26 protein-coding genes and 1 other RNA gene are annotated in these 22,726 nt (G+C 55.0%); 11 read left to right on the plus strand and 16 right to left on the minus strand.

What is annotated here, in order from left to right; all coding sequences use genetic code 11:
- Window positions 1-123 precede the first annotated feature (123 nt).
- The 5 genes from dnaN to H6F75_RS18485 all read right to left on the minus strand — a co-directional run bounded on the left by dnaN (window position 124) and on the right by H6F75_RS18485 (window position 6,170).
- Window positions 124-1,254, minus strand: coding sequence for a DNA polymerase III subunit beta (gene dnaN / locus H6F75_RS18470; protein ID WP_190753899.1), 1,131 nt, complete (start codon window positions 1,252-1,254; stop codon window positions 124-126).
- Between the two features lie 1,914 nt (window positions 1,255-3,168).
- Window positions 3,169-3,693, minus strand: a complete 525-nt coding sequence (locus H6F75_RS18475) for a universal stress protein (protein WP_190753900.1) — start codon at window positions 3,691-3,693, stop codon at window positions 3,169-3,171.
- 49 nt (window positions 3,694-3,742) lie between these two features.
- Window positions 3,743-3,868, minus strand: a complete 126-nt coding sequence (locus H6F75_RS28555) for a hypothetical protein (RefSeq protein WP_277874274.1) — start codon at window positions 3,866-3,868, stop codon at window positions 3,743-3,745.
- A 159-nt stretch (window positions 3,869-4,027) separates the two neighbouring features.
- The gene (locus tag H6F75_RS18480; protein ID WP_190753901.1) at window positions 4,028-5,524 is read right to left on the minus strand and encodes an NAD(P)/FAD-dependent oxidoreductase; all 1,497 of its coding nucleotides are present in this window, start codon (window positions 5,522-5,524) and stop codon (window positions 4,028-4,030) included.
- Between the two features lie 166 nt (window positions 5,525-5,690).
- Window positions 5,691-6,170 (minus strand): hypothetical protein, encoded by a 480-nt coding sequence (locus H6F75_RS18485; protein ID WP_206754692.1) that lies wholly within the window; start codon window positions 6,168-6,170, stop codon window positions 5,691-5,693.
- 174 nt (window positions 6,171-6,344) lie between these two features.
- On the opposite strand from H6F75_RS18485, the gene H6F75_RS18490 reads away from it, so the two are divergent.
- Window positions 6,345-7,871: a YifB family Mg chelatase-like AAA ATPase gene (locus H6F75_RS18490; RefSeq protein ID WP_190753903.1), complete on the plus strand. Its 1,527-nt coding sequence runs from the start codon at window positions 6,345-6,347 to the stop codon at window positions 7,869-7,871.
- Between the two features lie 6 nt (window positions 7,872-7,877).
- On the opposite strand, the gene H6F75_RS18495 is transcribed toward H6F75_RS18490, so the two are convergent.
- Window positions 7,878-8,468, minus strand: coding sequence for an HD domain-containing protein (locus H6F75_RS18495; RefSeq protein ID WP_190753904.1), 591 nt, complete (start codon window positions 8,466-8,468; stop codon window positions 7,878-7,880).
- Window positions 8,469-8,492: 24 nt separating this feature from the next.
- Here H6F75_RS18495 and ffs point away from each other — a divergent pair.
- From ffs to H6F75_RS18510, 3 genes are all read left to right on the plus strand, one after another.
- Window positions 8,493-8,589: signal recognition particle sRNA small type (gene ffs / locus H6F75_RS18500), an RNA gene on the plus strand.
- A gap of 211 nt (window positions 8,590-8,800) precedes the next feature.
- The gene (locus H6F75_RS18505; RefSeq protein WP_190753905.1) at window positions 8,801-9,172 is read left to right on the plus strand and encodes a hypothetical protein; all 372 of its coding nucleotides are present in this window, start codon (window positions 8,801-8,803) and stop codon (window positions 9,170-9,172) included.
- Between the two features lie 4 nt (window positions 9,173-9,176).
- A complete protein-coding gene (locus H6F75_RS18510) occupies window positions 9,177-9,707 on the plus strand; it encodes a hypothetical protein (RefSeq protein WP_190753906.1) in 531 nt (176 codons plus the stop codon).
- A 165-nt stretch (window positions 9,708-9,872) separates the two neighbouring features.
- On the opposite strand, the gene thiD is transcribed toward H6F75_RS18510, so the two are convergent.
- The 4 genes from thiD to H6F75_RS18530 form a co-directional block, all read right to left on the minus strand.
- Window positions 9,873-10,688 (minus strand): bifunctional hydroxymethylpyrimidine kinase/phosphomethylpyrimidine kinase, encoded by an 816-nt coding sequence (gene thiD, locus H6F75_RS18515; protein WP_190753907.1) that lies wholly within the window; start codon window positions 10,686-10,688, stop codon window positions 9,873-9,875.
- Window positions 10,689-10,690: 2 nt separating this feature from the next.
- On the minus strand, window positions 10,691-12,025 hold the full coding sequence (ftsZ, locus tag H6F75_RS18520; protein ID WP_279308310.1) for a cell division protein FtsZ: 1,335 nt from the start codon (window positions 12,023-12,025) through the stop codon (window positions 10,691-10,693).
- 314 nt (window positions 12,026-12,339) lie between these two features.
- Window positions 12,340-13,200: an FtsQ-type POTRA domain-containing protein gene (locus H6F75_RS18525; RefSeq protein WP_190753908.1), complete on the minus strand. Its 861-nt coding sequence runs from the start codon at window positions 13,198-13,200 to the stop codon at window positions 12,340-12,342.
- Between the two features lie 99 nt (window positions 13,201-13,299).
- Window positions 13,300-13,728: a hypothetical protein gene (locus H6F75_RS18530; protein WP_190753909.1), complete on the minus strand. Its 429-nt coding sequence runs from the start codon at window positions 13,726-13,728 to the stop codon at window positions 13,300-13,302.
- 248 nt (window positions 13,729-13,976) lie between these two features.
- Here H6F75_RS18530 and psaK point away from each other — a divergent pair, with 248 nt between their 5' ends.
- Complete coding sequence (gene psaK, locus H6F75_RS18535) at window positions 13,977-14,252, plus strand: photosystem I reaction center subunit PsaK (RefSeq protein ID WP_190516342.1); 276 nt, start codon at window positions 13,977-13,979, stop codon at window positions 14,250-14,252.
- Between the two features lie 238 nt (window positions 14,253-14,490).
- Here the strand turns inward: psaK and H6F75_RS18540 are convergent, their stop codons facing one another.
- A complete protein-coding gene (locus H6F75_RS18540) occupies window positions 14,491-15,021 on the minus strand; it encodes a hypothetical protein (protein ID WP_190753910.1) in 531 nt (176 codons plus the stop codon).
- Between the two features lie 45 nt (window positions 15,022-15,066).
- On the opposite strand from H6F75_RS18540, the gene H6F75_RS28560 reads away from it, so the two are divergent.
- On the plus strand, window positions 15,067-15,195 hold the full coding sequence (locus H6F75_RS28560) for a hypothetical protein (RefSeq protein WP_277874275.1): 129 nt from the start codon (window positions 15,067-15,069) through the stop codon (window positions 15,193-15,195).
- On the opposite strand, the gene H6F75_RS18545 is transcribed toward H6F75_RS28560, so the two are convergent.
- Entirely contained in the window at window positions 15,192-16,211 is a 1,020-nt protein-coding gene (locus tag H6F75_RS18545; RefSeq protein WP_190753911.1) for a glycosyltransferase, read from the minus strand. The genes H6F75_RS28560 and H6F75_RS18545 overlap by 4 nt on opposite strands.
- A gap of 522 nt (window positions 16,212-16,733) precedes the next feature.
- On the opposite strand from H6F75_RS18545, the gene H6F75_RS18550 reads away from it, so the two are divergent.
- Complete coding sequence (locus tag H6F75_RS18550) at window positions 16,734-17,054, plus strand: TMEM14 family protein (protein ID WP_190753912.1); 321 nt, start codon at window positions 16,734-16,736, stop codon at window positions 17,052-17,054.
- A 130-nt stretch (window positions 17,055-17,184) separates the two neighbouring features.
- Here the strand turns inward: H6F75_RS18550 and H6F75_RS18555 are convergent, their stop codons facing one another.
- Entirely contained in the window at window positions 17,185-18,159 is a 975-nt protein-coding gene (locus tag H6F75_RS18555) for an S-layer homology domain-containing protein (RefSeq protein ID WP_242020117.1), read from the minus strand.
- 123 nt (window positions 18,160-18,282) lie between these two features.
- On the opposite strand from H6F75_RS18555, the gene H6F75_RS18560 reads away from it, so the two are divergent.
- From H6F75_RS18560 to H6F75_RS18575, 4 genes are all read left to right on the plus strand, one after another.
- Window positions 18,283-19,218 (plus strand): nucleoside hydrolase, encoded by a 936-nt coding sequence (locus H6F75_RS18560; protein WP_190753913.1) that lies wholly within the window; start codon window positions 18,283-18,285, stop codon window positions 19,216-19,218.
- Window positions 19,219-19,260: 42 nt separating this feature from the next.
- Window positions 19,261-19,848, plus strand: a complete 588-nt coding sequence (locus tag H6F75_RS18565) for a hypothetical protein (RefSeq protein WP_190753914.1) — start codon at window positions 19,261-19,263, stop codon at window positions 19,846-19,848.
- Window positions 19,849-19,889: 41 nt separating this feature from the next.
- Window positions 19,890-20,201, plus strand: coding sequence for a BMC domain-containing protein (locus H6F75_RS18570; protein ID WP_073609865.1), 312 nt, complete (start codon window positions 19,890-19,892; stop codon window positions 20,199-20,201).
- Between the two features lie 119 nt (window positions 20,202-20,320).
- A complete protein-coding gene (locus H6F75_RS18575; protein ID WP_190516356.1) occupies window positions 20,321-20,668 on the plus strand; it encodes a carbon dioxide-concentrating mechanism protein CcmK in 348 nt (115 codons plus the stop codon).
- Between the two features lie 124 nt (window positions 20,669-20,792).
- Here the strand turns inward: H6F75_RS18575 and H6F75_RS18580 are convergent, their stop codons facing one another.
- The 3 genes from H6F75_RS18580 to H6F75_RS18590 all read right to left on the minus strand — a co-directional run bounded on the left by H6F75_RS18580 (window position 20,793) and on the right by H6F75_RS18590 (window position 22,581).
- Window positions 20,793-21,005 carry a DUF2945 domain-containing protein gene (locus tag H6F75_RS18580; protein ID WP_190516358.1) on the minus strand — a complete coding sequence of 71 codons (213 nt, stop codon included), beginning with the start codon at window positions 21,003-21,005 and terminating at the stop codon, window positions 20,793-20,795.
- Window positions 21,006-21,202: 197 nt separating this feature from the next.
- Window positions 21,203-21,676, minus strand: a complete 474-nt coding sequence (locus H6F75_RS18585; RefSeq protein ID WP_190753915.1) for a DUF4383 domain-containing protein — start codon at window positions 21,674-21,676, stop codon at window positions 21,203-21,205.
- Between the two features lie 545 nt (window positions 21,677-22,221).
- Entirely contained in the window at window positions 22,222-22,581 is a 360-nt protein-coding gene (locus H6F75_RS18590) for a hypothetical protein (RefSeq protein WP_190753916.1), read from the minus strand.
- Between the last annotated feature and the right edge of the window lie 145 nt (window positions 22,582-22,726).

Here is a 22,726-nt window from a genome sequence, read left to right on the forward strand (position 1 = left end):
CCGGCAAGGTGCTTGTGTACGCTTAAGTCTAGAGTAAGCGAACACCTTGCAGCAAAGACGAGCAGCCATTAGACGGTTCAACCAAAGAGGTTGCCAATCGTCTAAAAGCCCCGTCGCGACAACCTATCCCCGAATCTGCACAGGCATGACTAGGTAGGTAATCTTAGTTTCTCCCAGGGGCACGAATACTGCCGGGCTAGTTGCCGCATTGCACTGCATTTGCACCTCGGTAGTGTCAAACGCTTTTAGCCCATCCAGCAGATAGCGCACGTTAAAGGCAATATCGAGCTCATCACCGCTCACCTGGGCAGGCAGTTCTTCATGCCCGCTGCCTACCTCCTGAGCTTCCACTGAGAGGGCAATGCTCTGATCGCCGGGGTTGAGGGTAATTTTAATAATGTCGTTTTTCTGGCTAGCCAGCACAGCAATGCGCTCTAGGCTGGCCATCAACAGTCTGCGATCGACCGTCACCTGGCGGGCAAATTGCTTCGGCAGCAGCTGCCGGTAGTTGGGATACTGCCCTTCGAGCAGGCGAGTGGTGAGGCGCTGGCGGCCCAGATCAAACAACACCTGAGTTTCATCGAGCCGCAAGGCCACCGGCTCATTAGAGGTATAACCCTGAATCATGCGCTCTAGCTCCCGCAGCGCCTTGGCAGGCACGGTGACATCCATAAAGGGGGTATCTGTGACCGACTCATCGGTGGTTTGCACCACGGATAGGCGGTGGCCATCAGTGGCGGCAAACTCCAGGGCATCCGTTTCAGAGAGCAAGTGCACGCCAGTGAGCACCTGCTTGGTTTCGTCGCCGCTGGTGGCAAAGAGCGAGCCGCGCAGGCCACTGAGCAGCGCATCAGCAGAGAGCGAAATCGCTTCACCCTCTTCTACCGTGGGCAGCGCAGGGTAATCCTCCGCGCTCAAGCCCCGCACCTCGTAGCGACCAGAGGAAGACGTAAGCGTCACAGTGGTGCTGTCACCCTCAGACTCCAGAGTGATGTCTTCGTTGGCTAGGCGAGAAACGATGTCACCCCAGAGCTTAGAGGGCAGCGTCAGCGTGCCGGGTTCCTCTACCTGGGCGCTAAAGCGACTTTCAATGCCCAGCACTTCGTCAAAGCCCACCAAGGTCACTGATTGGTTCTCAATATCGGCCTTGACCAATATATTGGCCAGCACTGGCCGGTTGGGACGCGACGATACAGCACGGCTAACTGAAGACAGTTGGGCACTCAGCTCGTTCTGGGGGCAGATAAACTTCATGGCAACGGAGAAAAAGAAACGCAACTGATTGGGAACGCCAGCACAGCCTATCTATCTGTGAGAATTGGCTAATTCCGTACTAGCAGTATCTCACCTTTGTTATGGATTGCTGGGTAGAACTACTCTTCTTATAGGATCTTGAGGAGTTGGATCCCCCACTTCAGAAGCTTTATAGCGGTTTCGAAGGAAGTTACTTCTCAACTGGGTGCTCATCCTACTCACCCTTTTTTTGCCCCATCAGCGCTGACCCTGTTAAACAAGCCCTGCCTTTGGAAAAGAAAAATCTAAAGGACAGTAGTGGAAGTAGAGCCTGTGAAAACTGGGGATAACCGCTGAACTGTTGAATGGGTCTGGGGCTGCACTGTTAACTCTATTGGGGAAAAGCCTAGAGTTTCCACACCTGTGGAAGCAGCAGCAAGATTCCTTTAAAGAGAGAAGTTATCCCCTTTTCAAGGAGAAGCTTTTCCACAGTCTTCGCCGTTTTTCCCGATCGAACTTGAGGAAAGACCGTAATTTGTTATGCCTCTTTCAAGATTTGGTCTTTTTAGGATCCTGTTCGGCTGCTGTAGGGTTAATTTTTCTTCCGTTTGATCACTGTTTCGTCTTGCTGTTAACAGATGGATTATCGCCAAATCGGATCCACATCTGTTATCGACTAAGATGGTTTTAATTAGTTCCTTGAATGGGATCCTTTTTCAGTGTTCTTGGGATCCCGTTAGTTCATTGGGAGTAATTTTTTTGCTCGTTTGATGACTATTTTGTCTTGCTGTTAATAGACAGATTATTCGCTAGATTGGATCCGTATTTGTTTCTTACTTGTCTTGCCGTTAATAGATAAATTACCAATGAATTGGATCCGCATTTGTTTCTTAAAAGGATAATTTTACTCAGCCTAATTTGTGCAGGGAAATGGACCCTCTCTCGCAGGCGCATATGGTTTTACGGCCAAAGGGCTCGGTTCTCTTGAAGAGTTCTTCCACAGAGGGATCCTTTATAACGCTGAGAGTAGAGCAATTCTCTTTTGTGATGGATTACTGAATAAAACTGCTCTTCTTATAGGATCTCGAAGAGGTGGATCCCTTATTCAAGAGCTTTCTAACGTTTTTGAAAGAAGCTACTTTTCAATTCGGTGCTCATCCTATCACCCTTTTTTTGCCCTATCAGCGCTGACCCTGTTAAACAAGCTCTGCCTTCCGGAATAAGAAAATTTAAAGAGTAGTAGTAGAAGTAGAGCCTGTGAAAACTGGGGATAACCGCTGAACTGTTGAATGAGTATAGGTTGCACTATTAACTCTATTGGGGAAAAAGGGTGAAGAAAAGTTTGAGTTTTCCACACCCTAGAAGTGGCAGCATGAATGTGATTTCAAAGAGAGAAGTTATCCCCTTTAAAGGAGGAGATTTCCCACGGTTTTTGCACTGTTTTCCCCAGAGGGATTTAAGAAAATGATCACAATTTGTTACGTCTTTCTTCAGCCTTTGGTTCTCTTGGGATCCCATTCGCTTATCGCGGAATAATATTTGTTCTTTTGATAATTGTTTCCCTTGCTGTTAACAGGCAGATTACTCGCTGAATCGGATCCTTTTTCGGTTTTATTAGGATCCTATTTGTTCATCGCGAGGTAATCTTTGCTTTTTTTGGGACTGCTTTGTCTTGCTGCTGACAAATAAGTTATTCGCTAAATTGGATCCACTCCTGCTTTTTGACAAGAGAGTTTTACTCAGTTTTTTCTGTAAAGGGAAACAGGTCATCTCTCCTAAGTGCATAGAGTTGTATGCCCATAGAACTCGGTTCCTCTCGGGGAGTTTTTCCACAGAGAGGGTCTTTGTGGTGCTGGAGGGTAAACCAATTCCTTCTAGTTAGGCTGTGGTTCTTGCACCGAGCAAAATCCTTTCGTCCCTAAAAGGGAATTTGAATCAGGCAGCTTCGGCTGTGACAGGGGTTTCGCTAGAGCTAAGGACATTGGCCTTCATCACCAGCACAGAGCAGGTAGCCCGGTGCATGACGTGGTTGCTAACGCTGCCTAAGACCAACTCAGCCAGGCCTGTGCGGCCTCGGTTGCCGATGAGAATGAGGTCAGCTCCCCACTCTTGAGCGGCTTTGCAGATGACGGTTGCGGGGTTGCCAACCAGCTGCCGAAACTCGGTGGGGACTCCCGCTGTGTTGGCTGTCGCGGCGTAGTGGCGCAGGCGGTCAAAGCTCTCGTGTTCGTAGCGCACCCAAGCTTGCCGCCACGCCTCTAGATCGAGCTCGGTACCGGGTGCCCAGTAGATGTTGTCGAGCCGGGGTGACAGGGGCAAGGGGCTGCTTTCTTCCTGGTTTGACAGGCTGTGTACCAGCAGGAGGGCGCCATCGGTGGCTTGGGCTAGCTCAAGGGCTTGAGTAAATAAGGTGTCGCTGGCAAGGCTGTTGTCTAGGGCGACCAAAATTTTGCGATACATGGGGTGTTCTCCCAATGACTGAAGCGAATCAGGCGTGAGGCGATCGCAGCTAGGGCAGAGGCTGGTGGTGCCTGAGGCGGAATGTTAGCCAGTAAAGCAATAGCACCAGTCCTAACGCACCGAGTTCGGTCGCTAGATACAACCGGTCGTGGTAGCTCAGCGTGAGAAACAGCATGGCGTGATTCTCCCAGGGCGATCGCACCTTGAGGAATGGTTCTTGGCAACCAGACCTCTTAATTCCATTTTCCTGCGAGCTTCTGGGGTGGGCAAAGGACTGCAACGAAGCTTGATGTGCGATCGCAATTCATTATCTTTGGCCAAAGATAATCCTTCACTACCCCGGCACGGTGGCTTCAAATGTGCGCCCATCTTCGCGACAGATTTCGTAAATCATGTTGCGACCCGACAGCGCCACGATGGGCAAGCTGCCACCCGGCTCAGTCCACTGGCTCACCATGTAGAAGTTGTCTAGGCCGGGGAGGCGCTTGGGCACACCTTTGATCATCAGCGGTAGGGTGTCTTTGGTCAGCAGCCAGCCGCAGCTGGCACCCTGCCAGTTGCCGGTGAGTTTTTCGTAGCTAAGGGGGGTGGTTACCTCCATGTTTTCCACAGCTGCCCCCAAGCCTGTGTAAAACTCCTCCATGCGCTCAATTAACGTCTCCGCCACTTGATTTTGATGGGTCGCATGGCCTTGCCAATCGCTGTAGTGGGTAGTCACCATCAGGCTCACGACTGACTTACCAGCAGGAGCTAACGATGGATCGAAGCAATAGTGTTTGACGCCAATTTCGGTATGGGGCTGGTTGGCGATCGCGATCGGCTCATTCAATAAATGCGTCACCCAATGGGGCCGGTGCGAAAAATCCATATTCACCCCCAGCGACACCTGAAACTGGGAATGCATCGGCAGGTGCCCGTCGTAGAGCTTCTCCAGCCTGCGGTTGACGTAGCCCCCTTTCAACAAATCAAAGATGGTGCGGCGACCGTCGCAGGCGGAAATCACCCGAGCTGCCCGGTGCTCTTCGTCGTTGATCAGGTGCACTCCTACGGCCTGGTCATTCTCCACCAGCACGCGCTCCACCGGCGATGCGTAGTGGATTTCACCGCCCAATTCTAGATAGCGCTGCGCGATCGCGCGGGAAAATGCGATCGCCCCCCCTACCGGCGAGCCCGCGTTGCTGTTGTCCAAATAGGCCAGCAGCGACATGCCCACCATCACCGGCACATCGGGCCAGGCAAACATGTGGGGCATCGCCGATCGCAGAAACGGATTCTTCACCTGCCCCGCTAGATCTCTCAGGGAGAGCTGACTCCACTTGCCCAGCACCCCCATAAAGGGCAGCACTTGCTTGCCCAGCCGCGCCCAATCCGTCGCCGTCATCAGCGACTTGGGCTTTTGCTGCAACATCGACAGGTCAAACTCTTTGAACTTGCTCACCCCCTTGCAGAAGGCGTCGATTAGCTTGGCATCTTCTGGAGCCAGAGCCAGCAGGTGCGCTTGCAGCTCGTCGGGCTTGCTGTGCACCCGCAGCACCTCCCCCTGGGAGCCGTGGATCTGCATGAACTCCGTCTGATTGGTAAACTCCACCCCCTGCAACGCCCCCAGCTCTTGCCAAAGCTCGTAGAACGGCTGCCCCTCCCCGGTGCCAAAGATGTAGTGAATGCCCGCATCGAAGGTGTAACCCTGGCGCGACCAAGCGGTACACAAGCCCCCTGGCTGACTTTCGGCCTCAAAGATAACGCTGCGGTAGCCATTCATCTGGGCATAGCATCCGGCGGCCAGCCCTGAAATGCCTGCGCCAATGATGATGATGTCTGTAGTGGGAGCCATGGGGGATGCGATCGCACGGATAGTATCTCAACGCTAGATTGCCCACAGAACAAGTTCCCAAACCTTGAGATTTTTTGATGACGTCAACTAAAGTTCTGGTTCAGAGGCGGCATGATACCGCATGTGCCGTGGCAGTTTATCCATAACCGTCCTCTGCAACGGGATGTCATGCCCTTGGAATATGTGCCGCAATCGTAGCACCACTAAAAGCCGCGTCGTTTGTGATCTCGCGTGTAGCGAAGGAAGGCGGCACGAAACCCCTCGCCGATCGTTCGTCTGAGAACTCTGCTTCAAATATTGCGAGCTCATGCTGTGGTTCTAGGTAGATGTCCAAAGAACCGCCAGACAATGAATATCTACGCTTGCGGACGCGGTGACCTGGAAGGTCAGCGAATTGTGAGTACTCGCTCTCTGTCAGGTAAATGTTGGTTATCGGTTCGGCAAGTGGCGTGCGCTTGCCGTATTTCTTGCCGAGCTTGAAAACGACCTCGCGTGGCCCGGCAACTCTCCGCAATCGCAGCCGCGAGTCGGAAATATAGAGATCCTCAATCTCACGGTAAGGCAGGGGCGCGAGATCTATAGCAGATAGGTCAACGAGCCAGCGACGCTCGACTTCAAGGAGCGTATACTTTGGCATCTCATTCATGCAATGAACTCAGCGAAGGGGAATAAATATGTATTAAGTAGCAAATCTGCGAGATCTTGGGCTACAACATCCGCACGGTAGCGCAATCAGCCAAATCGCAGATGACAGCTCTTGGTTACCGATCGCACCCTTGCCCCTGGGCACCCTAAACCTCAGAATCAGGGGAAACACAACATGTTGGCAAGGGTTTGGAGCGCGGCGCTAGTGGGCATCGATGCCCTCAAAGTTGGGGTCGAAGTCGATATTTCTGGCGGTCTACCCGGCGTAGTTGTCGTAGGTCTGCCTGATACCGCTGTGCAAGAGTCCCGCGAACGGGTCAAGGCCGCGCTTAAGAACGCTGGCTTTCCCTTCCCCATGCGCAAGGTGGTGATCAACCTCACCCCCGCCGACCTGCGCAAAGAAGGCCCTATTTTTGACTTGCCCATCAGCGTTGGCATTCTCGCCGCCTCGGAACAGGTGAACACCGACGCCCTCAACGACCTACTGTTTTTGGGAGAAGTATCCCTAGACGGCAGCCTGCGGGCGGTAGCCGGAGTGTTGCCGATCGCAGCAGCAGCGCAAAAACTCGGTATTCGCTGTCTGGTAGTGCCCGCCGACAACGGGCGCGAGGCCGCCGTGGTGCCAGGGCTGACGGTCTACAGCTTCAACCACCTGTCGGAAGTTGCAGATTTCCTCAACAACCCTTCAGGCCATAGCCCGGTGGTCGTTGACACCACACTGATAATGAACTCCGCTGCAAACGCGCTGGATTTGCGAGACGTCAAAGGCCAGGCCCAGGCTCGCCGTGCTCTAGAGATCGCTGCTGCGGGTGGCCACAATCTTATCTTCGTGGGGCCTCCTGGAAGTGGTAAAACCATGCTGGCCCGTCGTCTACCCTCTATCCTGCCACCGCTACAGTTTGAAGAAGCCTTGGATGTCACCCAGATTCACTCTGTGGCGGGTTTGCTGAAGGAGAAAGGAACTTTGGTGAATACGCGCCCCTTTCGCAGTCCCCATCACTCGGCCTCGGGACCATCCCTGGTCGGCGGTGGCAGCTACCCCAAGCCGGGAGAGATTTCTTTAGCCCACCGGGGGATCCTTTTCCTAGACGAATTGACCGAGTTTAAGCGCGATGTGCTGGAATATCTGCGCCAGCCCCTCGAAGATGGCTATGTCACGATTACCCGCACTCGGCAGTCGGTAGTGTTCCCCGCCCAGTTTACGCTGATTGCTAGCACCAACCCTTGCCCCTGTGGCTTCTACGGTGACTCGGTGCAACCCTGCACCTGTAGCCCCCGCAGCCGCGAAAACTATTGGTCGCGCCTCTCAGGACCCCTGATGGATCGGATTGATTTGCAGGTGGTGGTCAGCCGCATCAAACCCGAAGAAATGACCCAGCACCAGCCAGGGGAAGCATCGGAACCGGTGCGCGATCGCGTCCAAGCCGCCCGCCAGCGCGCCCACGATCGCTTCAAAACCGAGCCTGCCCTACAGTGCAACGCCGATATGCAGAGCCGCCACCTAAAGCACTGGTGCCCGCTGGATGACACCAGTAAAACTCTGCTAGAAGGAGCCGTGCGCCAGCTAGGCCTCTCGGCCCGCGCCATGGATCGCATCCTCAAAGTCGGCCGCACCATCGCTGATTTGGATGGCGCTGAGGATCTGCAAACCCACCACATTGCCGAAGCCATCCAGTACCGCACCATCGATCGCATGCAGTGACGTAATCTATGGCTTGAGATATCCCTTCGCTACAGACTCTTCAATCACCTCCAATACAAAGGGCCATAGCTCTGGAGCACCGTTTTTCACCGGGGCCATCCGCTGCATTACCTGGGCCCGGCAAATGCCGTGCTGCTTCCAGGTGCCGCCCTGGGTTTGCCAGTTGTGTAGCAGCGGTTGAATGCGATCAAGGGAGGCTGCAAAGCGGGCGGTGGGAGTAACCTGGGCTTCAAACTCATCCCACAGATGGCGGAGCTGCTGGGCGATCGCCTCGGGCAGCAGACCAAAGATGCGATCGGCGGCCCGCTGCTCGCGCTCGGCCTTGCCGTCATGCCCCGCCGCGTCATAGCAAAAGGTGTCACCGGCATCGATTTCCACCAGGTCGTGAATGAGCATCTGGTGAATTGCCCGCTGCATATCCACCTCAGCGGGAGCGTACTCTGCCAGCACCAGAGCCATCACCGCCAGGTGCCAGGAATGCTCGGCGCTGTTCTCGCGGCGGGAGGCATCCATCAGCTGGGTTTGACGCAAAACCTGCTTGAGCCGGTCGATTTCGACCACAAAAGCAATTTGTTGCTGGAGTCGTTGGCTGGTCATAGAGGCAAGTGTTATAGTGGAGAAGACTCGGACCCATGCGGTCGCAACGCCCAAATCATGTCAGGACCGGAAGGTAGCAGCATTACGGGATGCTTGTGACAGGCGTGGACTCCGGGTCTTTTAGTTTGGCGCTTAAGTGGAACTTCGCTACACCGTTTAAGCCGCTAGAGTAACGTAAGATTTCTGACTATCCTCATTTTTGCTAGTTTTGCTTAGCCTGGGGCTAGGGGGTGGGGTTTTCCGCCTGAGACAGCGTGCCATTGCCCCTGGTCATTGGGCCAGCGTCTTCTCTAAGCTGGCAGTGTATACAGAGCAATGGGGAGGCTGCCAACATGGCTGGTTTTGGAGATTTGGTAAAAAAGGCGTTTTATCTAGGAGTTGGGGTCGCTTCCTACGCGGGTGAGAAAGCGGGCGACACCCTCAAAGATTTGCGCGAGCAAACCCAGGGCATCGTCAATGAACTGGTGGCGCGGGGCGAAATTACGGCTGAAGAAGCCCAGCGCCTGGTAAATGAGATGGTCAACCGCGCCCAGGACGGAGCGACTCCCACAACCGAAAACCTTCCGCAGCCTCGGCCCATTGAAATTTTGGATGACGACGCCCCTGTGGCTAACCCCACGGACGCCCAAACCGCTGCCCTGCGTGAGCAGGTAGCTGCCCTGCGCCAAGAACTAGAAACCCTGAAGCAAAAGTCGAGCAACTAGCCCTATGGATGACTGGTCTAAGCAATTGTTTGATGCCTTTGGCAACGCCGTGCAGGATTTTACCCAGCAGATCTCTGAGGACACAGAGCGCTGGCTTGATAACCTGGTCGAACAGCTGGCTAGCGCTTCTGACGCTCTGGTGCAGACGACCGATCAGTGGGCTGAGCAGGTGCAGGAAGCCATTGACCCCGAAATCGATCGCATTGCAGTCGAGTTCAACCATGTCGTAGAGCCGCTTCGAGTTACGGTCAATGCTGAGATTGATTATGTAGCTGACGAACTCAATGAGATCTTAGGGCCACTGTTGGCAGGACTATCAGGCATTGACCAGTGGTTTGAGGAGGTATCAGGCCCCTTCAACAGCACTGTGGAACCCCTGCTACAGAATTATCCGGTCTGTGTGGGCTGTCGTAATTTCTGCGGCCAGTCCTATGGCGGCAATACACTGGTGTGCGCTATGCACCCCTATGGCCCTGAAGAAGAACGTCAGTGCTCCGACTGGGAATCCGTTTGGCCGGAGCCGAAAGATCAGTAGGCCAGTAGGCGGGGCTAGGCTAGCGCCCGACTAAGTTGGGTGTGAATAGGCTCTAGGGTTCATGGTCTTGGGTATACGGTTCATGGTCTGCCTTAAACCGAAGACCGTGAACCCTAAACCCTCACTAACCTACCGCTGTTAACTTAGCGGACTACTAGGCCTTGCCTACCGAGCTATCAGAGGAAAGAAGTGGCCGACAGGACCCTGCCCTTGGCCAATCGCTAGGGCGTGCTTGAGAGCGTTGGTGACGTAATTTTTGGCATCTTTGACGGCGGTTAGCGGGTCTTTGCCCAGGGCTAAGTTAGCGGCGATCGCCGCTGATAGCGTGCAGCCGGTGCCGTGGGTATGCTTCGTTTCCACAACCTCGGCCTCTAAAACCACTACCTGGCGCCCGTCAAACCAGACGTCGGTACTGCGCAGAGCATCTGTCATGCCGCCCCCTTTCACTAGAACGGCTTGGGGGCCAAGCTGGTGGATTTTGCAGGCCGCTGCTTCCATATCGGCTAGAGTAGTGATCTCTAAACCGCTGAGCAACTGGGCCTCGTAGCGGTTCGGCGTGAGAATGCGGGCTTGGGGGATGAGGTGGCGGGTTAGGGTGGCGATCGCATCGTCATCAATCAGCTGCGCCCCAGTGCGTGACACCATCACTGGATCCACAACTACTGGAAGTACCTGCGGGAGAGCACCTAAAGCCTCGGCCACCGCTTGAATAATGCCCTGGTTAAGCAGCATGCCGGTTTTGACTCCCTGCACCGCAATGTCGTTGGTCACTGCTGCAATCTGAGCCGTGACGGCTTCGGGCGGCAAGGCATCAACCCGTGTCACCCCCAGAGTGTTTTGAGCGGTCACGCAGGTCAGGGCACTGGTGCCGTGGACCAGGTGAAAGGCAAAGGTGCGCAGGTCGGCCTGAATGCCAGCCCCGCCGCCGCTGTCAGAACCAGCGATGGTTAGGGCCGCAGGCCAGGTAGGCGTCATTGTCATGGCTAGCGATTGCCGTTAGGCCGCCGCCGCTGCAGAAACTCGGGGATATCTAGTCCGGCTCCCAAACCGCCGCCACCGCCACTGCTGCTGGCTGGCGGCGCAGCGGGCGGCGTAGCCAGGGTGCGCTTAAAGGGCGTAACGCGGGCTACCTCAATCTCGGGCTGGACCCCGGCACGGGTGTTAAACCCGGTGGCAATCACCGTGATACAGACTTCACCTTGCATGCGCTCGTCAATTACCGCACCAAAGATGATGTTGGCGTTGGGATCCACCCCTTCGTAAATAATCTCGGCGGCTGCATTGACTTCGTGGAGAGTGAGATCCGACCCGCCGGTAATATTGAACACGGCTCCAGAGGCACCATCAATGGAAGATTCGAGCAGGGGGGAGGAAATAGCGGCGATCGCTGCTTCCCGCGCCCGTGATTTGCCAGAACCCATGCCAATCCCCATCAGGGCTGTACCCGCGTCGGCCATTATGGCCCGTACATCGGCAAAGTCAACGTTGACTAGACCGGGGATTGTAATAATGTCTGAGATACCCTGTACGCCCTGGCGCAGAATGTCGTCGGCAGTGCGAAAGGCCTCTTGCACCGGGGTCTGCTCAGAGATAACGGATAGCAGCTTGTCGTTGGGGATGATAATCAGCGTATCGACCCGACCTTGAAGGGCAGCAATGCCCTCATCGGCCTGGTTCATGCGGCGGCGTCCTTCAAAAGTAAAGGGGCGAGTGACCACGCCAACGGTCAGTGCTCCGGCTTCCTTGGCCACTTCGGCCACAATGGGCGCCGCCCCTGTGCCCGTGCCGCCCCCCATGCCGGCGGTGATAAATACCAGGTCAGACTCTTCAAGGGCTGCGGCAATTTCTTCCCGAGATTCTTCGGCCGCCTTTTGGCCAATGGCGGGGTTACCCCCAGCGCCGAGCCCACGGGTCAGCTTTTGACCGATGTGCAGGCTGTTGGTCTGGGTGGTGTTGTCGAGGGCTTGGGCATCGGTGTTGATGGACCAGAACTCAATCCCCGACAGGCCGCTGCTAATCATGCGGTTGACGGCATTACAGCCACCGCCGCCGACCCCAATTACCTTAATGCGGGCGACGCTGCTGGGCAAAGCCGTGTTTTTGGTGTACGTTTCTCCGGGCATAGCTCTGGCATTGTGGGGTTGACTGGAGGTAAGCTCGCCGTGGCTAAACGGGTTAGACGGGCCAGCGAAGGCGGTCACAGCATCAGCCGCTGGAATCAGGTCAGAGGTTGCAGTCTCGGCCTGATGAGTCGAGTAAGACTCGTAGTCAGCGTTGCTGTGGCCAGCACCATTGCCGTGGGGGTTGTCGGGGGTCATAGAGTTAGAGGCCGTAGACAATATAATAATTACCCGTACTAGATAACCGAAGATAACACCTAAGCCCTAAAAATCTAAACCCTGGCTGATGCTAGACAACTATAGAGTACTTCATTGAGAAAAACCAAACTGCCTTGGCAAGTCTTAAACTACTTGATCTAACCATTGAAATAGGAAAAACGAGCCCCTTTGCGTCAATAGCATCATCCTTTATATATCTCTATTCAGGTGCAGGATGCATATCTATTTAGACGCAGGATGCATATCTATATCAAATGCAGGAGCACTCTAGGAAACCAGGGTGCTCCTGCGGTTTATGGGCTGGCGTTAGCGTCTGTCTGCGCAGGGCTTGCCGTTGGAGCGGCGGTGTCGACTATGGCGATCGAGGGCGCGTCGGGATTGCTGAGGTCGATGCGGGCTACCTCAGAATCGGTCAACTGACCGGGCAGGTTGCGCATTTTGTCGAGGGTAGCCAGCTGCTGCTCTAGTTCAGGACTGTAAGGACCTAGGTAGACCGTGCCCAGGGCCGTCTCAAGCACCAGGTTGTTGGGGTCGTGCCAGTCGATTTCGGTAATGGCTACTGGGCTACCGACGATGGTTTCATAAATCTGCGGCCAGTAGCGTTGGTAGTGGGGCTGAATGCCTCGCAGCTGGAGAGTGGGCAGCTGCGGTGAGGCGCTGCCTAAACCAAAGCTAGCTAAGGGCATCCAGGCTCCGTGGGCGTCGAGAAACCCAGCCTGAAGATATTGAGTGTCGCTACCGTCGGCCTTACCCACGGGCAGCACTACCGCTACGGGCATCCGCTCCTGCACCTTGACATTGAGGCGCGGCGGCAGCAGCTGCCGGGTGACTTCTGCGGTGGTAATGGGGGCGCGATCGCGCAGCTGTCGGGCCAGCACCTCCGGCTCCACCTTCATCAGGGATTGGGGATAGGACAGCGGCATCAGGCTCTGCACCATTTCGTCGCTGAGCAGTTCGTTGCCCGTCACGTTAATTTGAGCGGGACTAGTAATTAGCCATACCGGGCGTGTGGCCCCCCAAAAAATGGCGGCTGTCAGCCCCGAGAGCGCCCAAAATCGCCAAAGTGCCTGGCTGATAGAAACGCGCCGCCGCCGCCGGAGGCTTTTTCGCCGGGTCTTGAGTTCGTCGCGGGACAGGGAAGAAACACGGGTCATGGCATCGGGGGTGAGGGCTAGAGAGCCCGGCGATCGGATCTGCCGTAAACGGCTCAAGGGTTAGAAAGGGCTAAAACCCTTGTCAACGCCAAGCTGCCGTTAAGCTGATGCCGATTTTAACGCCTGAAGAGATTGATGCAACGCTTTTTCCCAGCGGCGGGCTAAATCCCCGTCGGTAAAGGGAATCCGGTAGGTTTCGCCGTTGGCAGTGGCCAGAGCTAACTCTACTGATTTGCCGGTGGGGCTAGTCTGGTCGGCGGGCACGGTTTTGCCATTGATTTCGAGTTGGAGGGTGGTCACCTGCTGAAGCGACAGCGTGGTGAGGTCGATGGGTCCCTGGCGGGTGGGGCGGCCCCAGGTGAGTTCATCGCCCCGCTGCCCAAGCATCGAGCGAATGTCGTATTTGCTGCGATCGAACTCGGTAGCCCAAGCTTCGTAGGCCTGCACCTTTTGAAACTCGTGCCAGCCCGCCCAGGCTAAGCCAATAAATACCGCCAGCAGGGGCAGCCACAGAAGTCCTCGTTCCATAAGATTGTGTTTACCTTGCGGGTTAGCAGTCAGCTAAACAGGTTTGGGGGTGGCTCCGGTTGAGATTAGATCACCCGATAATTTAGGAGTTAGAGCAGTAACCCCTAGCGTCTAACGCTTCAATCTCCCTAGCTCAGCCGTGAGCACCTATCCTATAAATTGTAAAGTCTTGCAACGGCTACCGACAGAACTTCCTGGCTCCATGAAAAAGTAGGCCTAGGCAATTGATTTGCCATTCCACTGCATTTATGGAGGCTGGTACATTGGCATTCCTACCAATTTTAGCTGCGGTTCCGCATACGCCCGACTGGAGCCCTAAGGTGGCCGTCGTGATGATTCTCTGCAATATCTTGGCCCTTGTCATTGGCAGACTCAGGATTAAATACCCCAGTGCACCGCCGGCAATGCCCGGCGGTGCACTGTTTGGCAACCTTGGCCTGCCGGCAGTGCTGGCCAGCGCCAGCTTTGGCCACCTGATTGGCACTGGGGTAATTTTAGGCCTAGCGAATCTGGGTGTCCTTTAGTCCAGATTGGGTTTAGCGTTTTAATCCCCAGGAAGGTTACTTAACTTTCTTGGGGATTTGTTTTATGGCTAGGCAAGCTCACTGTGGGCAGTGATAGAGAGATTTAAAGGTCGGTGCAAAGCGTGCGATCGCCCTCGACAACCCTGCTATTGGTGTGCCGATAAGTGGCCCAAGCGCAATCATTGCCAAGAGCCGGGTTCGATAGTCTTAGCGGTTTGCTGCTGGCTACGTTGACGGTTTAGAAGCGCTGATTAGGCTTCGGCCGCCCGTCTGGATCCTGCCCAAGTGTAGTGGGCTGTGCTAGAGGTTGAAGGTCGGGGTCACGAAGCTGGGCGTCGGTGCCACATCGGACGGATTTGAGATACCAGAAGGCCACTGCCAGGGACAGCACGTAGCGATCCCAAGGAATGGCTTTCATCATGATCAAGGCGTTGAAGGCGATGATCCAAAACAGCAGGTCTGGCTTGGTAAAACGCAGGCAGGTGAGCAGGGCTAGACCGTAGTACATCGCCATCACCAACCCATAAAACGGCAGCAGATCGGCCACCTTGCCCATGTTGCCGTAGGGGGTGTCCAGGGGCGGAAACACCAGGCAAACAACGAGCAGTCCTGCCGCAATCAGCAGCCATTTCGGCCAGTGGTAGCGCAGGGTTTGTAGGGGAGCGGTGGGGCGAAACAGTAAAAACTCTGGAATCACAATGTAGGCCCCGACAAAGGCGAGAAAGTTGATCGCCCCGCTCTTTGCTGGGCCAGCCGATGGTGGCCACAATCCCGAAAGACAAGCTCAAATTCAGCAGCCGGTTGGCAACTGCCGGTGAAGCTTCAGCGGCTCGACGTTGACCTGCCCTGGGATGCGGCGCGATCGCACCTGTTGAAAGCAGTAAGGCCGCCAACCAACGCTGGGGGGCCTACACTGACCAAAATTGGGAAGATGGCTGGCTAATCGGCAAGGGTAGAAAATTGCCGAAACCGATAGGTGGCGAAACTGTAAGCAAAGGCGGCACCGCCGTAGAGAAAATAGAACCAGTGCCAGGGGATTACCCGCAGAGCAAAGAGCGGTCCGCGCTTATACCAAAAGAAGCGATAAACCCGCTGGTTGATGACCAGCAGCCCGACCATAATGGCGATCGCAACAATCCACAAAAAGGGCTCAATCCATCCGCCCAGCAAACACACCAGCGCCGCAAAGCTGAGCACCACACTCAGGCGGTTAGTGCGGTTCAGGTTGAGGTCATTCATCGGTTGCCCCTGGCTCAGAATTAGCTCTGCCCAAGGCAGGGCGCGGTAGAGAATTTCGGCCCGCAATAGTGAACCGGGCTGCCAGCATTTCAGGTGCTTGACCTGAATGTGCTTGCATAGGCGAATCGTGTAGCCCGCCCGTCGCAGTCGGTAGCCTAATTCAATATCTTCGACACAGGGTTTGAGGTAGCGCTCGTCAAACCCACCCACGGCGTGAAATGCTTCGGCGCGAATGGCTCCGCAGGCCCCCCAAAAGGTCGAGGCCTTTTCGGACGATACCTGGTGGGTGTAGTGATGAAGCAGATTTTTGTACTGCGATAAGAAATTAGAGGCCCCCGGCTGGTCGTCGTAGGAGCCAATCAATGCTGCCAGATTAACGTCTTTCTGAAAAGCGATTTCAACGTTGAGAATGGTGTCCTGAGCAACGGTGACATCGGCATCGATAAAGAACAGAATGTTTCCCTGGGCCATCGATGCCCCTCGGTTGCGAGCGCGGGCCGGTCCGCCCGCCGAGTCGTAGCGAAATACCTTGGCCCCAAATGCTTTGGCCACTTCCCATGAACCGTCGGTGTCGCCATCGGCAACCACAATCACCTCGTCAGGCTGCCGACCGGATTGGCCCAGGCTCTCAAGGCAGCGACGGAAGTTTTCCCCACCGTTATACACAGGGATAATGACAGAAATGCTGGGTCTTGATGCATGACCTGAGCTGACATTCATGAACCAGTTATGCCTAAGAACAAGTACTGAGCTTTGGAAAAAATACGACCATGTAGGGAACTAATCGCCCAACTTTTCCCGCAATAGAGCATCTCTTAGCAAGAGCACGTGCCTTGGGTGATGTCTAGAATGACTTCGGGAAGGTCTAAGGAGTCTGTTGCATGGGGCTTTCAGTAAATTAAAGCACTCTATGGTGGAGAAACCATCACAGTCATTTTGCAGAAATCATGAAAAAATTCTCCTTCTCGTGATTTCTTTGTAATTCTTCTCACAAAGGATGTTTATTGCCAATCTCTGTTTTTGAGGAGGTGGCAAATCTGAGGCTAGGGCACGAGGAATGCTCTCCTAGATGAACCTAGAAGTAGTAACTAGTTCAAAAAGGATGTGTTGCTTAATACATGGCTGGTTCCGTGAAACTTGGCACAACTGTTGCGATCGCCCCTCCGGTGCACCCTGCTAGTTAGGGTTGTGCGGCAGCAAAAACCTCGCTAGCCTGAGAATGTTCTTATTGTGCAAGCTGCCATGCCCACTGGAGCCCTGTGTGCGATCGCCTATGCTGCCCTCTCTGCGATCGGCGGCCTAATTGGCTACGCCCAAGCCCGCAGCCAGGTGTCGTTGGCCAGCGGCTTGGTGAGCGCCGCCCTGCTGCTACTGGGGGCCTGGCTGTGGCAGGCCGGTTCAGCCGGTGGGGCGGGCATGGCGATGGGAGTCACGGTGGCCCTTGTGTTTATTTTCGTTCGCCGCTGGATGCAGACCCGCAAAGCCATGCCCGCCGTCATCATGATTGTGGCGGGGGTGTTGGCGTTTGTGGGGATGGGGCTTTCGCTGTTTGGCATTATCTAAGGGGTGGATGAGTGAAGGGTCGGAATCGCCTTGGCCTTGTAATGGCGTAACGACCTCTCCGCTGACGTTAGCCTCTCCAAAGAAGGCGTAGAGGAGAGCCCTCGCTCCATAGGTGGCTGATTTTGGAAAATCAAGGGGAGTTTGTCGGGTCAGTCGATTCTGGAGAATCTGCCTCGGTGGCAGGTCGTTCTATCAGGTCCTTAGCAGAAATACCTTCGGTTTGGTTGCCAAATCGCCACAGAGCGGCAGCGGCCTCAGCCTGGGTAACGCCTTTTTGGGGCTGAAAAAGGGTGGTATAGCCAAAGGCGCGGCGAATATTGGCAAAATCGCCATTTTGGTGATCGGCTAACACCGCCCGCATCGCCAACGGCTCAATTTTAGCGGCATCCTGAAAGCCCCAGGCAGTGGCGACAGTATCGGCCGCCGCCGTCGGCAGCGGCGCCCGAGAATCTAGAGGCACCTTCCACAACACGAGGGTTTCGCGGGTGAGGGGTGCATCGGGCCGAAAGGTGACGGCGGTGGCATTGCCGGTCTTGGCGCTGGGAATAATCCCCGCTTCGGCTAACCCTTGAATGGCGGCAAAGTAGGGGTGCGACGCAGGCACATCCTGAAAGGCGGGGGCAGTGCCAGCAGCGGCAGGGCGCAGGCGCTTGGCCGGTACATCTTGATAGAACCTGTTGTTGGCGGCGAGCAGCCAGTGGGCGAACTCACCCCGGGTAATGGTCTGGTTAGGGGCAAATTCGGGCTTTGCTGTGGTGCCAGCGGCCGTTGGCCGTGCTGGCTCGACAACCCCAAGAGTTAGCCAGTTTTGCACGTAGGGACGCAGGTCTTCGGGTACTTCGGCCAGGGTCGCAGCGCTGTCCTCAGGTGAGGGTTCTGACTCTGGAGGCTCGGCCTCGGAGGGGGCCTCGGCGGCTGCCTCAGCCGGGTCTGGTTCGGCCTCTGTTGCAGCCGGGGTTTCGGGCTCTTCGCCATTGAATACGGGCCGATCTTGCAGTTGCGGATCGGCCTCAAGGGACTGCTCTAGGGGACTGCCCGCACAACCGGCGACCAGTAGCAGACTCAGCCCAGATACCATGATCGTGAGACGCAGCGCAGCAGACAAGGGAGCAACCTCCTTAGCGGGGGAATTGATGCAGTACCTACACAGCGTATTTTAGGACAGCGCCCGTAGCCTTTGCTGGCTACGCTGTGCCACCCCCTGTAGAACCCCGTTTGGAACCTGTCTATGCCGCCTCGACCCGTCATTATTGATTGCGATCCTGGGGTTGACGATGCGATCGCCCTCCTCCTCGCTTTCGCCTCCACCGCTGAGCTCGACCTGCTGGGCATCACCACTGTGGCGGGCAACGTGCCGCTGGCGCTCACCCAGGCCAATGCTCGCCGCATCTGCCACCTGGCCCAGCGCACCGATGTGCCGGTGTATGCGGGCTGCCCGCGCCCGCTGCTGCGATCGCTCACTACTGCCGAAGACATCCACGGCGCAATGGGCTTACAGGGGGCCGATCTTCCCGAACCCACCCTGCCGCTGCAATCTCAACATGCCGTCGCGTTTCTGATTGAACAACTCACCACAACCTCGGTTCCCATCACCCTAGCTACCCTGGGCCCGCTCACTAACCTAGCTGTAGCACTAATCCAGTGTCCTAAGATTGCCCAGGGCATCGATCAGGTGGTGATGATGGGGGGCTCATTGGGGAGCGGCAACATTACCCCCGCCGCTGAGTTCAATATCTACGTCGATCCCCACGCGGCCAAAGTAGTCGTAGATGCCGGTCTGCCCCTGACCATGATCGGCCTAGATGTCACCCACCAGGTCGTGACCACCCCCGATCGCCTAGCGGCGCTTGAGGCCCTGGACACCGCTGTGGGCAAAGCTGCTGCAGGCATGCTGCGCTACTACGGCCAGTCAGATGTGGAACGCCATGGATTAACTGCGCCACCGCTCCACGACCCCTGTGTGATCGCCTATCTGCTGCGCCCCGACCTCTTTACCGGTCGGCCTATGCACCTGGCGATTGAAACCGAAGGCAGCCTCTGCCTGGGGCGCACCGTGGCCAATGGGCACCTGCCCCCCACTGCCCCCGCCAACGCCACCGTCATCGAAACTGCCGATGCCGACGGTATCTATGCACTTTTGACAGAACGGCTTGGGAAACTATAGTCGGGCACAAAACTCCCCCAGCGCACTTGATAAGATAGCCCTATGGCTTACACCACCGAGCAACTCCTGGACTTTCTCGATCAGGAACTTCGCGCCACCTGGAAGGGCGAGCGGGTGGTGCTGTCTTCCGCCGATCGCATCGACAATCCGGTGCTCTCAAAGGCGATCGGGGCCGACAAGCTCAGTAAAGTGTTCGCCATTCAAGACTTTCGCGCTCAAATTCACGACTACCAGCACGAGCACGGCGTGTCAGGTCTGATGTGGCACACCTGCCAGTTTCAGGGCCGTAGCCTGCGCGTGCCCGAGCTGCATTCCCAGCTGATCGCTATTCCCGCCGATAAGCTAGTTTTGGTGGGGGCAAAGCCAGCCATAGTCGAGTTTTGGCAACAATCCATTGCCGGCCTGCGCCTGTGGATGGCTGGAAATCAGCCCCAGCCCACTACCCCAGAGGCCGTAGAACAGCTGATTGCCGCCAGTGAGTGGGCCGAGCTATCCGCCACGCGAGATGAGCTGTATCTCAGCCTGTGCTGGGGCGACCCTAAGGACTGCCACTGCGACTGGGCCAAGCCTGAGTCGGGGTGCGATCGCATCATCGCCACCGCCGGAGAACCCAGCGGCATCAAGGTATGATTGGGAGTTGAATAACGCAGCTTTTCCCTAGGAGCACCCCCATGGCCATTGCCGTCGGCGTCATCGAAACCCAAACCTTTCCCGCAGTGCTGGCCGCCGCTGATGCCATGGTTAAAGCGGCCAACGTCACCGTCTCCGTGCAAGATCGCTCCGAGAGCGGGCGGCAGTTTGTGGTCATACGCGGCTTAGTGGCCGAGGTAAAGCGCGCTATGGAAGCCGGGCTGGTCGCCGCTAAGGCCTGCCCCAACCTGGCCGAAGTCACCTCCCACGTGATCATCCCCAACCCCACCGACAACATCGACGCGATTCTGCCCATTGGGTTTACTTCGGCCTCAGAACCGTTCCGGGTATAAGTTCTACTATTACGGGCCCCCCACAGTCTTTAATAAATCGACACGGCGCGATCGCTACCACCGCCCCGTACAATGAAGGTTGAATTTTTTACCTGCAAAACTTTCTCAGGAGTACAACCATGCCACAAGCCGTCGGGTCGCTCGAAACCAGAGGGTTTCCCCCGGTGCTTGCCGCCGCAGATGCGATGGTAAAAGCGGGGCGCGTTACACTCATTGGTTACATCCGCGCCGGTAGTGCCCGCTTCGCTATCAACATCCGTGGCGATGTCTCCGAAGTTAAGGCCGCCATGGCCGCTGGGGTAGAAGCTGCCGAAAAAACTCCCGGTGGCATTCTCGAAACCTGGGTGATTATCCCCCGTCCCCACGAAAACGTGGTGGCCGTGCTGCCGATCGAATTTAACGATGAGACCGAAATCTTCCGCCAGGCTGTCGAGCAACCCATTCTGCCCGGTTCTACCGGTCGCTAGAGCTGCTTGTTGGCCGGCTAGATGATCTCTTGATTAGCTAATTACCCCAAGACTATGCCCGCTAGAGAAAGTTAATTTCTTTAGCGGGCATAGTTTTTGTGCTCTGTAGTTTTAGCAAAGACAACTAGTCTTCTTTTGTCAAAGCCTCTGGCTTGTGAGCTGCATGGCTGCCGGTTTTTTCGCTTTCTACCAGATACTGAGGATTTTCCTTAGATGCAGCAACGGTGTGACCTTTGATTTCGGTACGAGATGTTAGCTTTTCGACTATCGTACCTACCGTTTTTCCCTGAGCTGTACTCCAGGAAACTTTGTCTCCTTTTTTGAAAGCTTGTTCCATGGCGATCACTTGAACTCATCTATTACTCAACATCTAGTCATACTGTCGGTGTGATGACAGCAGACCAGCCTGAGCTGAATTGGTTTTGAAGGACTAATTGCCGTCCAGCCTGCTTGAGCTAGATGCAGTGGAAGTTAAACCATCTTCCAACAGCCTGAATCCCAAGCAGGTCAGTTCATCTACTAATTAAGCGTTGGCTATAGAACTTCGCCGGAAGTAGCGTCTTCCTTCAGCTCTTTCTTGAACAGACTTAGCAGGGAAGGGGTAGCAAAGAAGCCGAAATAAATACCCAGTGCACCCGTTAGCCCGTGCAGAAAAACATCGGCTCCATAGAGCGGAAAAAGTCCGAAGAAAGTATTGGCAACCGGTACTAGACCTAGGACAGCCAGGGTAGTGTAGTAGATACCCAATTGCCCAGAGAATAGGCGAGAGCTATCTAACGCGATAGAAGCAACGATTCCCAACAAACCTGTAGCGAGGTGGATAATGTTGTGAGGTGTATTAACTGGAAATAGACCCATCAAATAGCCAAATCCAGAAACAACACCCAGCTTCTCGATCGAAGGGGGCATAGCGCCAGATTGAGAAACGAGGGCAGGAATGAAGCCCAAAACACCTATGGTAAGGTAGACTATGCCGATAATTAATGCAAATCTTTGTGCAGCTTTCATGATAACTCTGAGGTAAACGTCAGATAACAGTTTTGGGTTAAGCTTGCAGCAGCTTGGTAAAGCCTTTCACCACCTAGCCAGGAGTGAACCCGCAACAATTAACTAGACTCTAAAGAGTTTGATTGGTTTGAGCCTCTCTAAAGAGAAATAGTTGTTGATAGGTCATTGGGTAGAGTAGATTTTTAATGAAAGTTGATTCCCTGCCTATAGCATCTTCCAAAGACTTTTTCTATCACTGCAAATTAAGAAAATGCCAGCGTAGAAGAAGAATTGAGCTGGTTTTGACAGGATAGCGATCGCATCTAGCCCCTTCCCATTTATCCAAATCTGGTGAAAATAGCATTACAGGCGCTCTTACCCGATTGTAGAGCTATGGAACCTTGAGCTTCCCAAACCTCTAGACAACTCTGAAAAACGAAAACTACTCCAGTTCTAGGGCCTCGAGGTGTATCAAATTCGCCCCAACAAATTCATTGTGCTCCGCTAAGAGATCTCAACGGAGCACAGTGATTCACCCAAAGTTGTAGTAATGACAGGGCTAACGATTAGTCGTCGTTAGGCAACTCTCCGTTGTCCACTCCAGGCGTCAGAGTTCTAGCATTTTGGGGATAGATTCCGGCCATATCTTTGACCGCGTCAGCCGACTCTTCGGCAATACGCTTGATCCTTTTGCCAGGTTGGCCTTCCAGCGAGTCTTTCTCAGCTTCCCATTGACCCATAGTGCGGGGGCGACCAACCTCTTGGGTGGGTGGCAGTTCATTAGAATAAGCGCGATTGCCGGTATTTTGCTCAGCTTTGACGCCGTTCGCAGTCATCAAAATGACAATAGCAGAGCAAGCCACCGCAAACTGCCGCCACTGAATGCGGCTTAGCATTCCTTTTAAAGCTCCAAAAATATTTTTCATCACAAATTACCTAATATCTACTCAAGCTTACGAGTCAGAAGCAAATTGCTTACTGAACCTCTAGTGACACGTTAGGTAACTCTCCTAGGAAGCTTATCGCCCAAAAGGTATATCTTCAAAAGCACTGAAAGTTGCTGAGTTTTCT

The organism is Nodosilinea sp. FACHB-131, from assembly GCF_014695395.1.
Classification (GTDB): domain Bacteria; phylum Cyanobacteriota; class Cyanobacteriia; order Phormidesmidales; family Phormidesmidaceae; genus Nodosilinea.

Bases quoted from the DNA above. Each gene is read 5' to 3' on its own strand.
- dnaN (WP_190753899.1), bottom strand. From the start codon at position 1,254: ATGAAGTTTATCTGCCCCCAGAACGAGCTGAGTGCCCAACTGTCTTCA.
- H6F75_RS18475 (WP_190753900.1), bottom strand. From the start codon at position 3,693: ATGTATCGCAAAATTTTGGTCGCCCTAGACAACAGCCTTGCCAGCGAC.
- H6F75_RS28555 (WP_277874274.1), bottom strand. From the start codon at position 3,868: ATGCTGTTTCTCACGCTGAGCTACCACGACCGGTTGTATCTAGCGACC.
- H6F75_RS18480 (WP_190753901.1), bottom strand. From the start codon at position 5,524: ATGGCTCCCACTACAGACATCATCATCATTGGCGCAGGCATTTCAGGG.
- H6F75_RS18485 (WP_206754692.1), bottom strand. From the start codon at position 6,170: ATGAATGAGATGCCAAAGTATACGCTCCTTGAAGTCGAGCGTCGCTGG.
- H6F75_RS18490 (WP_190753903.1), top strand. From the start codon at position 6,345: ATGTTGGCAAGGGTTTGGAGCGCGGCGCTAGTGGGCATCGATGCCCTC.
- H6F75_RS18495 (WP_190753904.1), bottom strand. From the start codon at position 8,468: ATGACCAGCCAACGACTCCAGCAACAAATTGCTTTTGTGGTCGAAATC.
- H6F75_RS18505 (WP_190753905.1), top strand. From the start codon at position 8,801: ATGGCTGGTTTTGGAGATTTGGTAAAAAAGGCGTTTTATCTAGGAGTT.
- H6F75_RS18510 (WP_190753906.1), top strand. From the start codon at position 9,177: ATGGATGACTGGTCTAAGCAATTGTTTGATGCCTTTGGCAACGCCGTG.
- thiD (WP_190753907.1), bottom strand. From the start codon at position 10,688: ATGACAATGACGCCTACCTGGCCTGCGGCCCTAACCATCGCTGGTTCT.
- ftsZ (WP_279308310.1), bottom strand. From the start codon at position 12,025: ATGACCCCCGACAACCCCCACGGCAATGGTGCTGGCCACAGCAACGCT.
- H6F75_RS18525 (WP_190753908.1), bottom strand. From the start codon at position 13,200: ATGACCCGTGTTTCTTCCCTGTCCCGCGACGAACTCAAGACCCGGCGA.
- H6F75_RS18530 (WP_190753909.1), bottom strand. From the start codon at position 13,728: ATGGAACGAGGACTTCTGTGGCTGCCCCTGCTGGCGGTATTTATTGGC.
- psaK (WP_190516342.1), top strand. From the start codon at position 13,977: ATGGAGGCTGGTACATTGGCATTCCTACCAATTTTAGCTGCGGTTCCG.
- H6F75_RS18545 (WP_190753911.1), bottom strand. From the start codon at position 16,211: ATGAATGTCAGCTCAGGTCATGCATCAAGACCCAGCATTTCTGTCATT.
- H6F75_RS18550 (WP_190753912.1), top strand. From the start codon at position 16,734: ATGCCCACTGGAGCCCTGTGTGCGATCGCCTATGCTGCCCTCTCTGCG.
- H6F75_RS18560 (WP_190753913.1), top strand. From the start codon at position 18,283: ATGCCGCCTCGACCCGTCATTATTGATTGCGATCCTGGGGTTGACGAT.
- H6F75_RS18565 (WP_190753914.1), top strand. From the start codon at position 19,261: ATGGCTTACACCACCGAGCAACTCCTGGACTTTCTCGATCAGGAACTT.
- H6F75_RS18570 (WP_073609865.1), top strand. From the start codon at position 19,890: ATGGCCATTGCCGTCGGCGTCATCGAAACCCAAACCTTTCCCGCAGTG.
- H6F75_RS18575 (WP_190516356.1), top strand. From the start codon at position 20,321: ATGCCACAAGCCGTCGGGTCGCTCGAAACCAGAGGGTTTCCCCCGGTG.
- H6F75_RS18580 (WP_190516358.1), bottom strand. From the start codon at position 21,005: ATGGAACAAGCTTTCAAAAAAGGAGACAAAGTTTCCTGGAGTACAGCT.
- H6F75_RS18585 (WP_190753915.1), bottom strand. From the start codon at position 21,676: ATGAAAGCTGCACAAAGATTTGCATTAATTATCGGCATAGTCTACCTT.
- H6F75_RS18590 (WP_190753916.1), bottom strand. From the start codon at position 22,581: ATGAAAAATATTTTTGGAGCTTTAAAAGGAATGCTAAGCCGCATTCAG.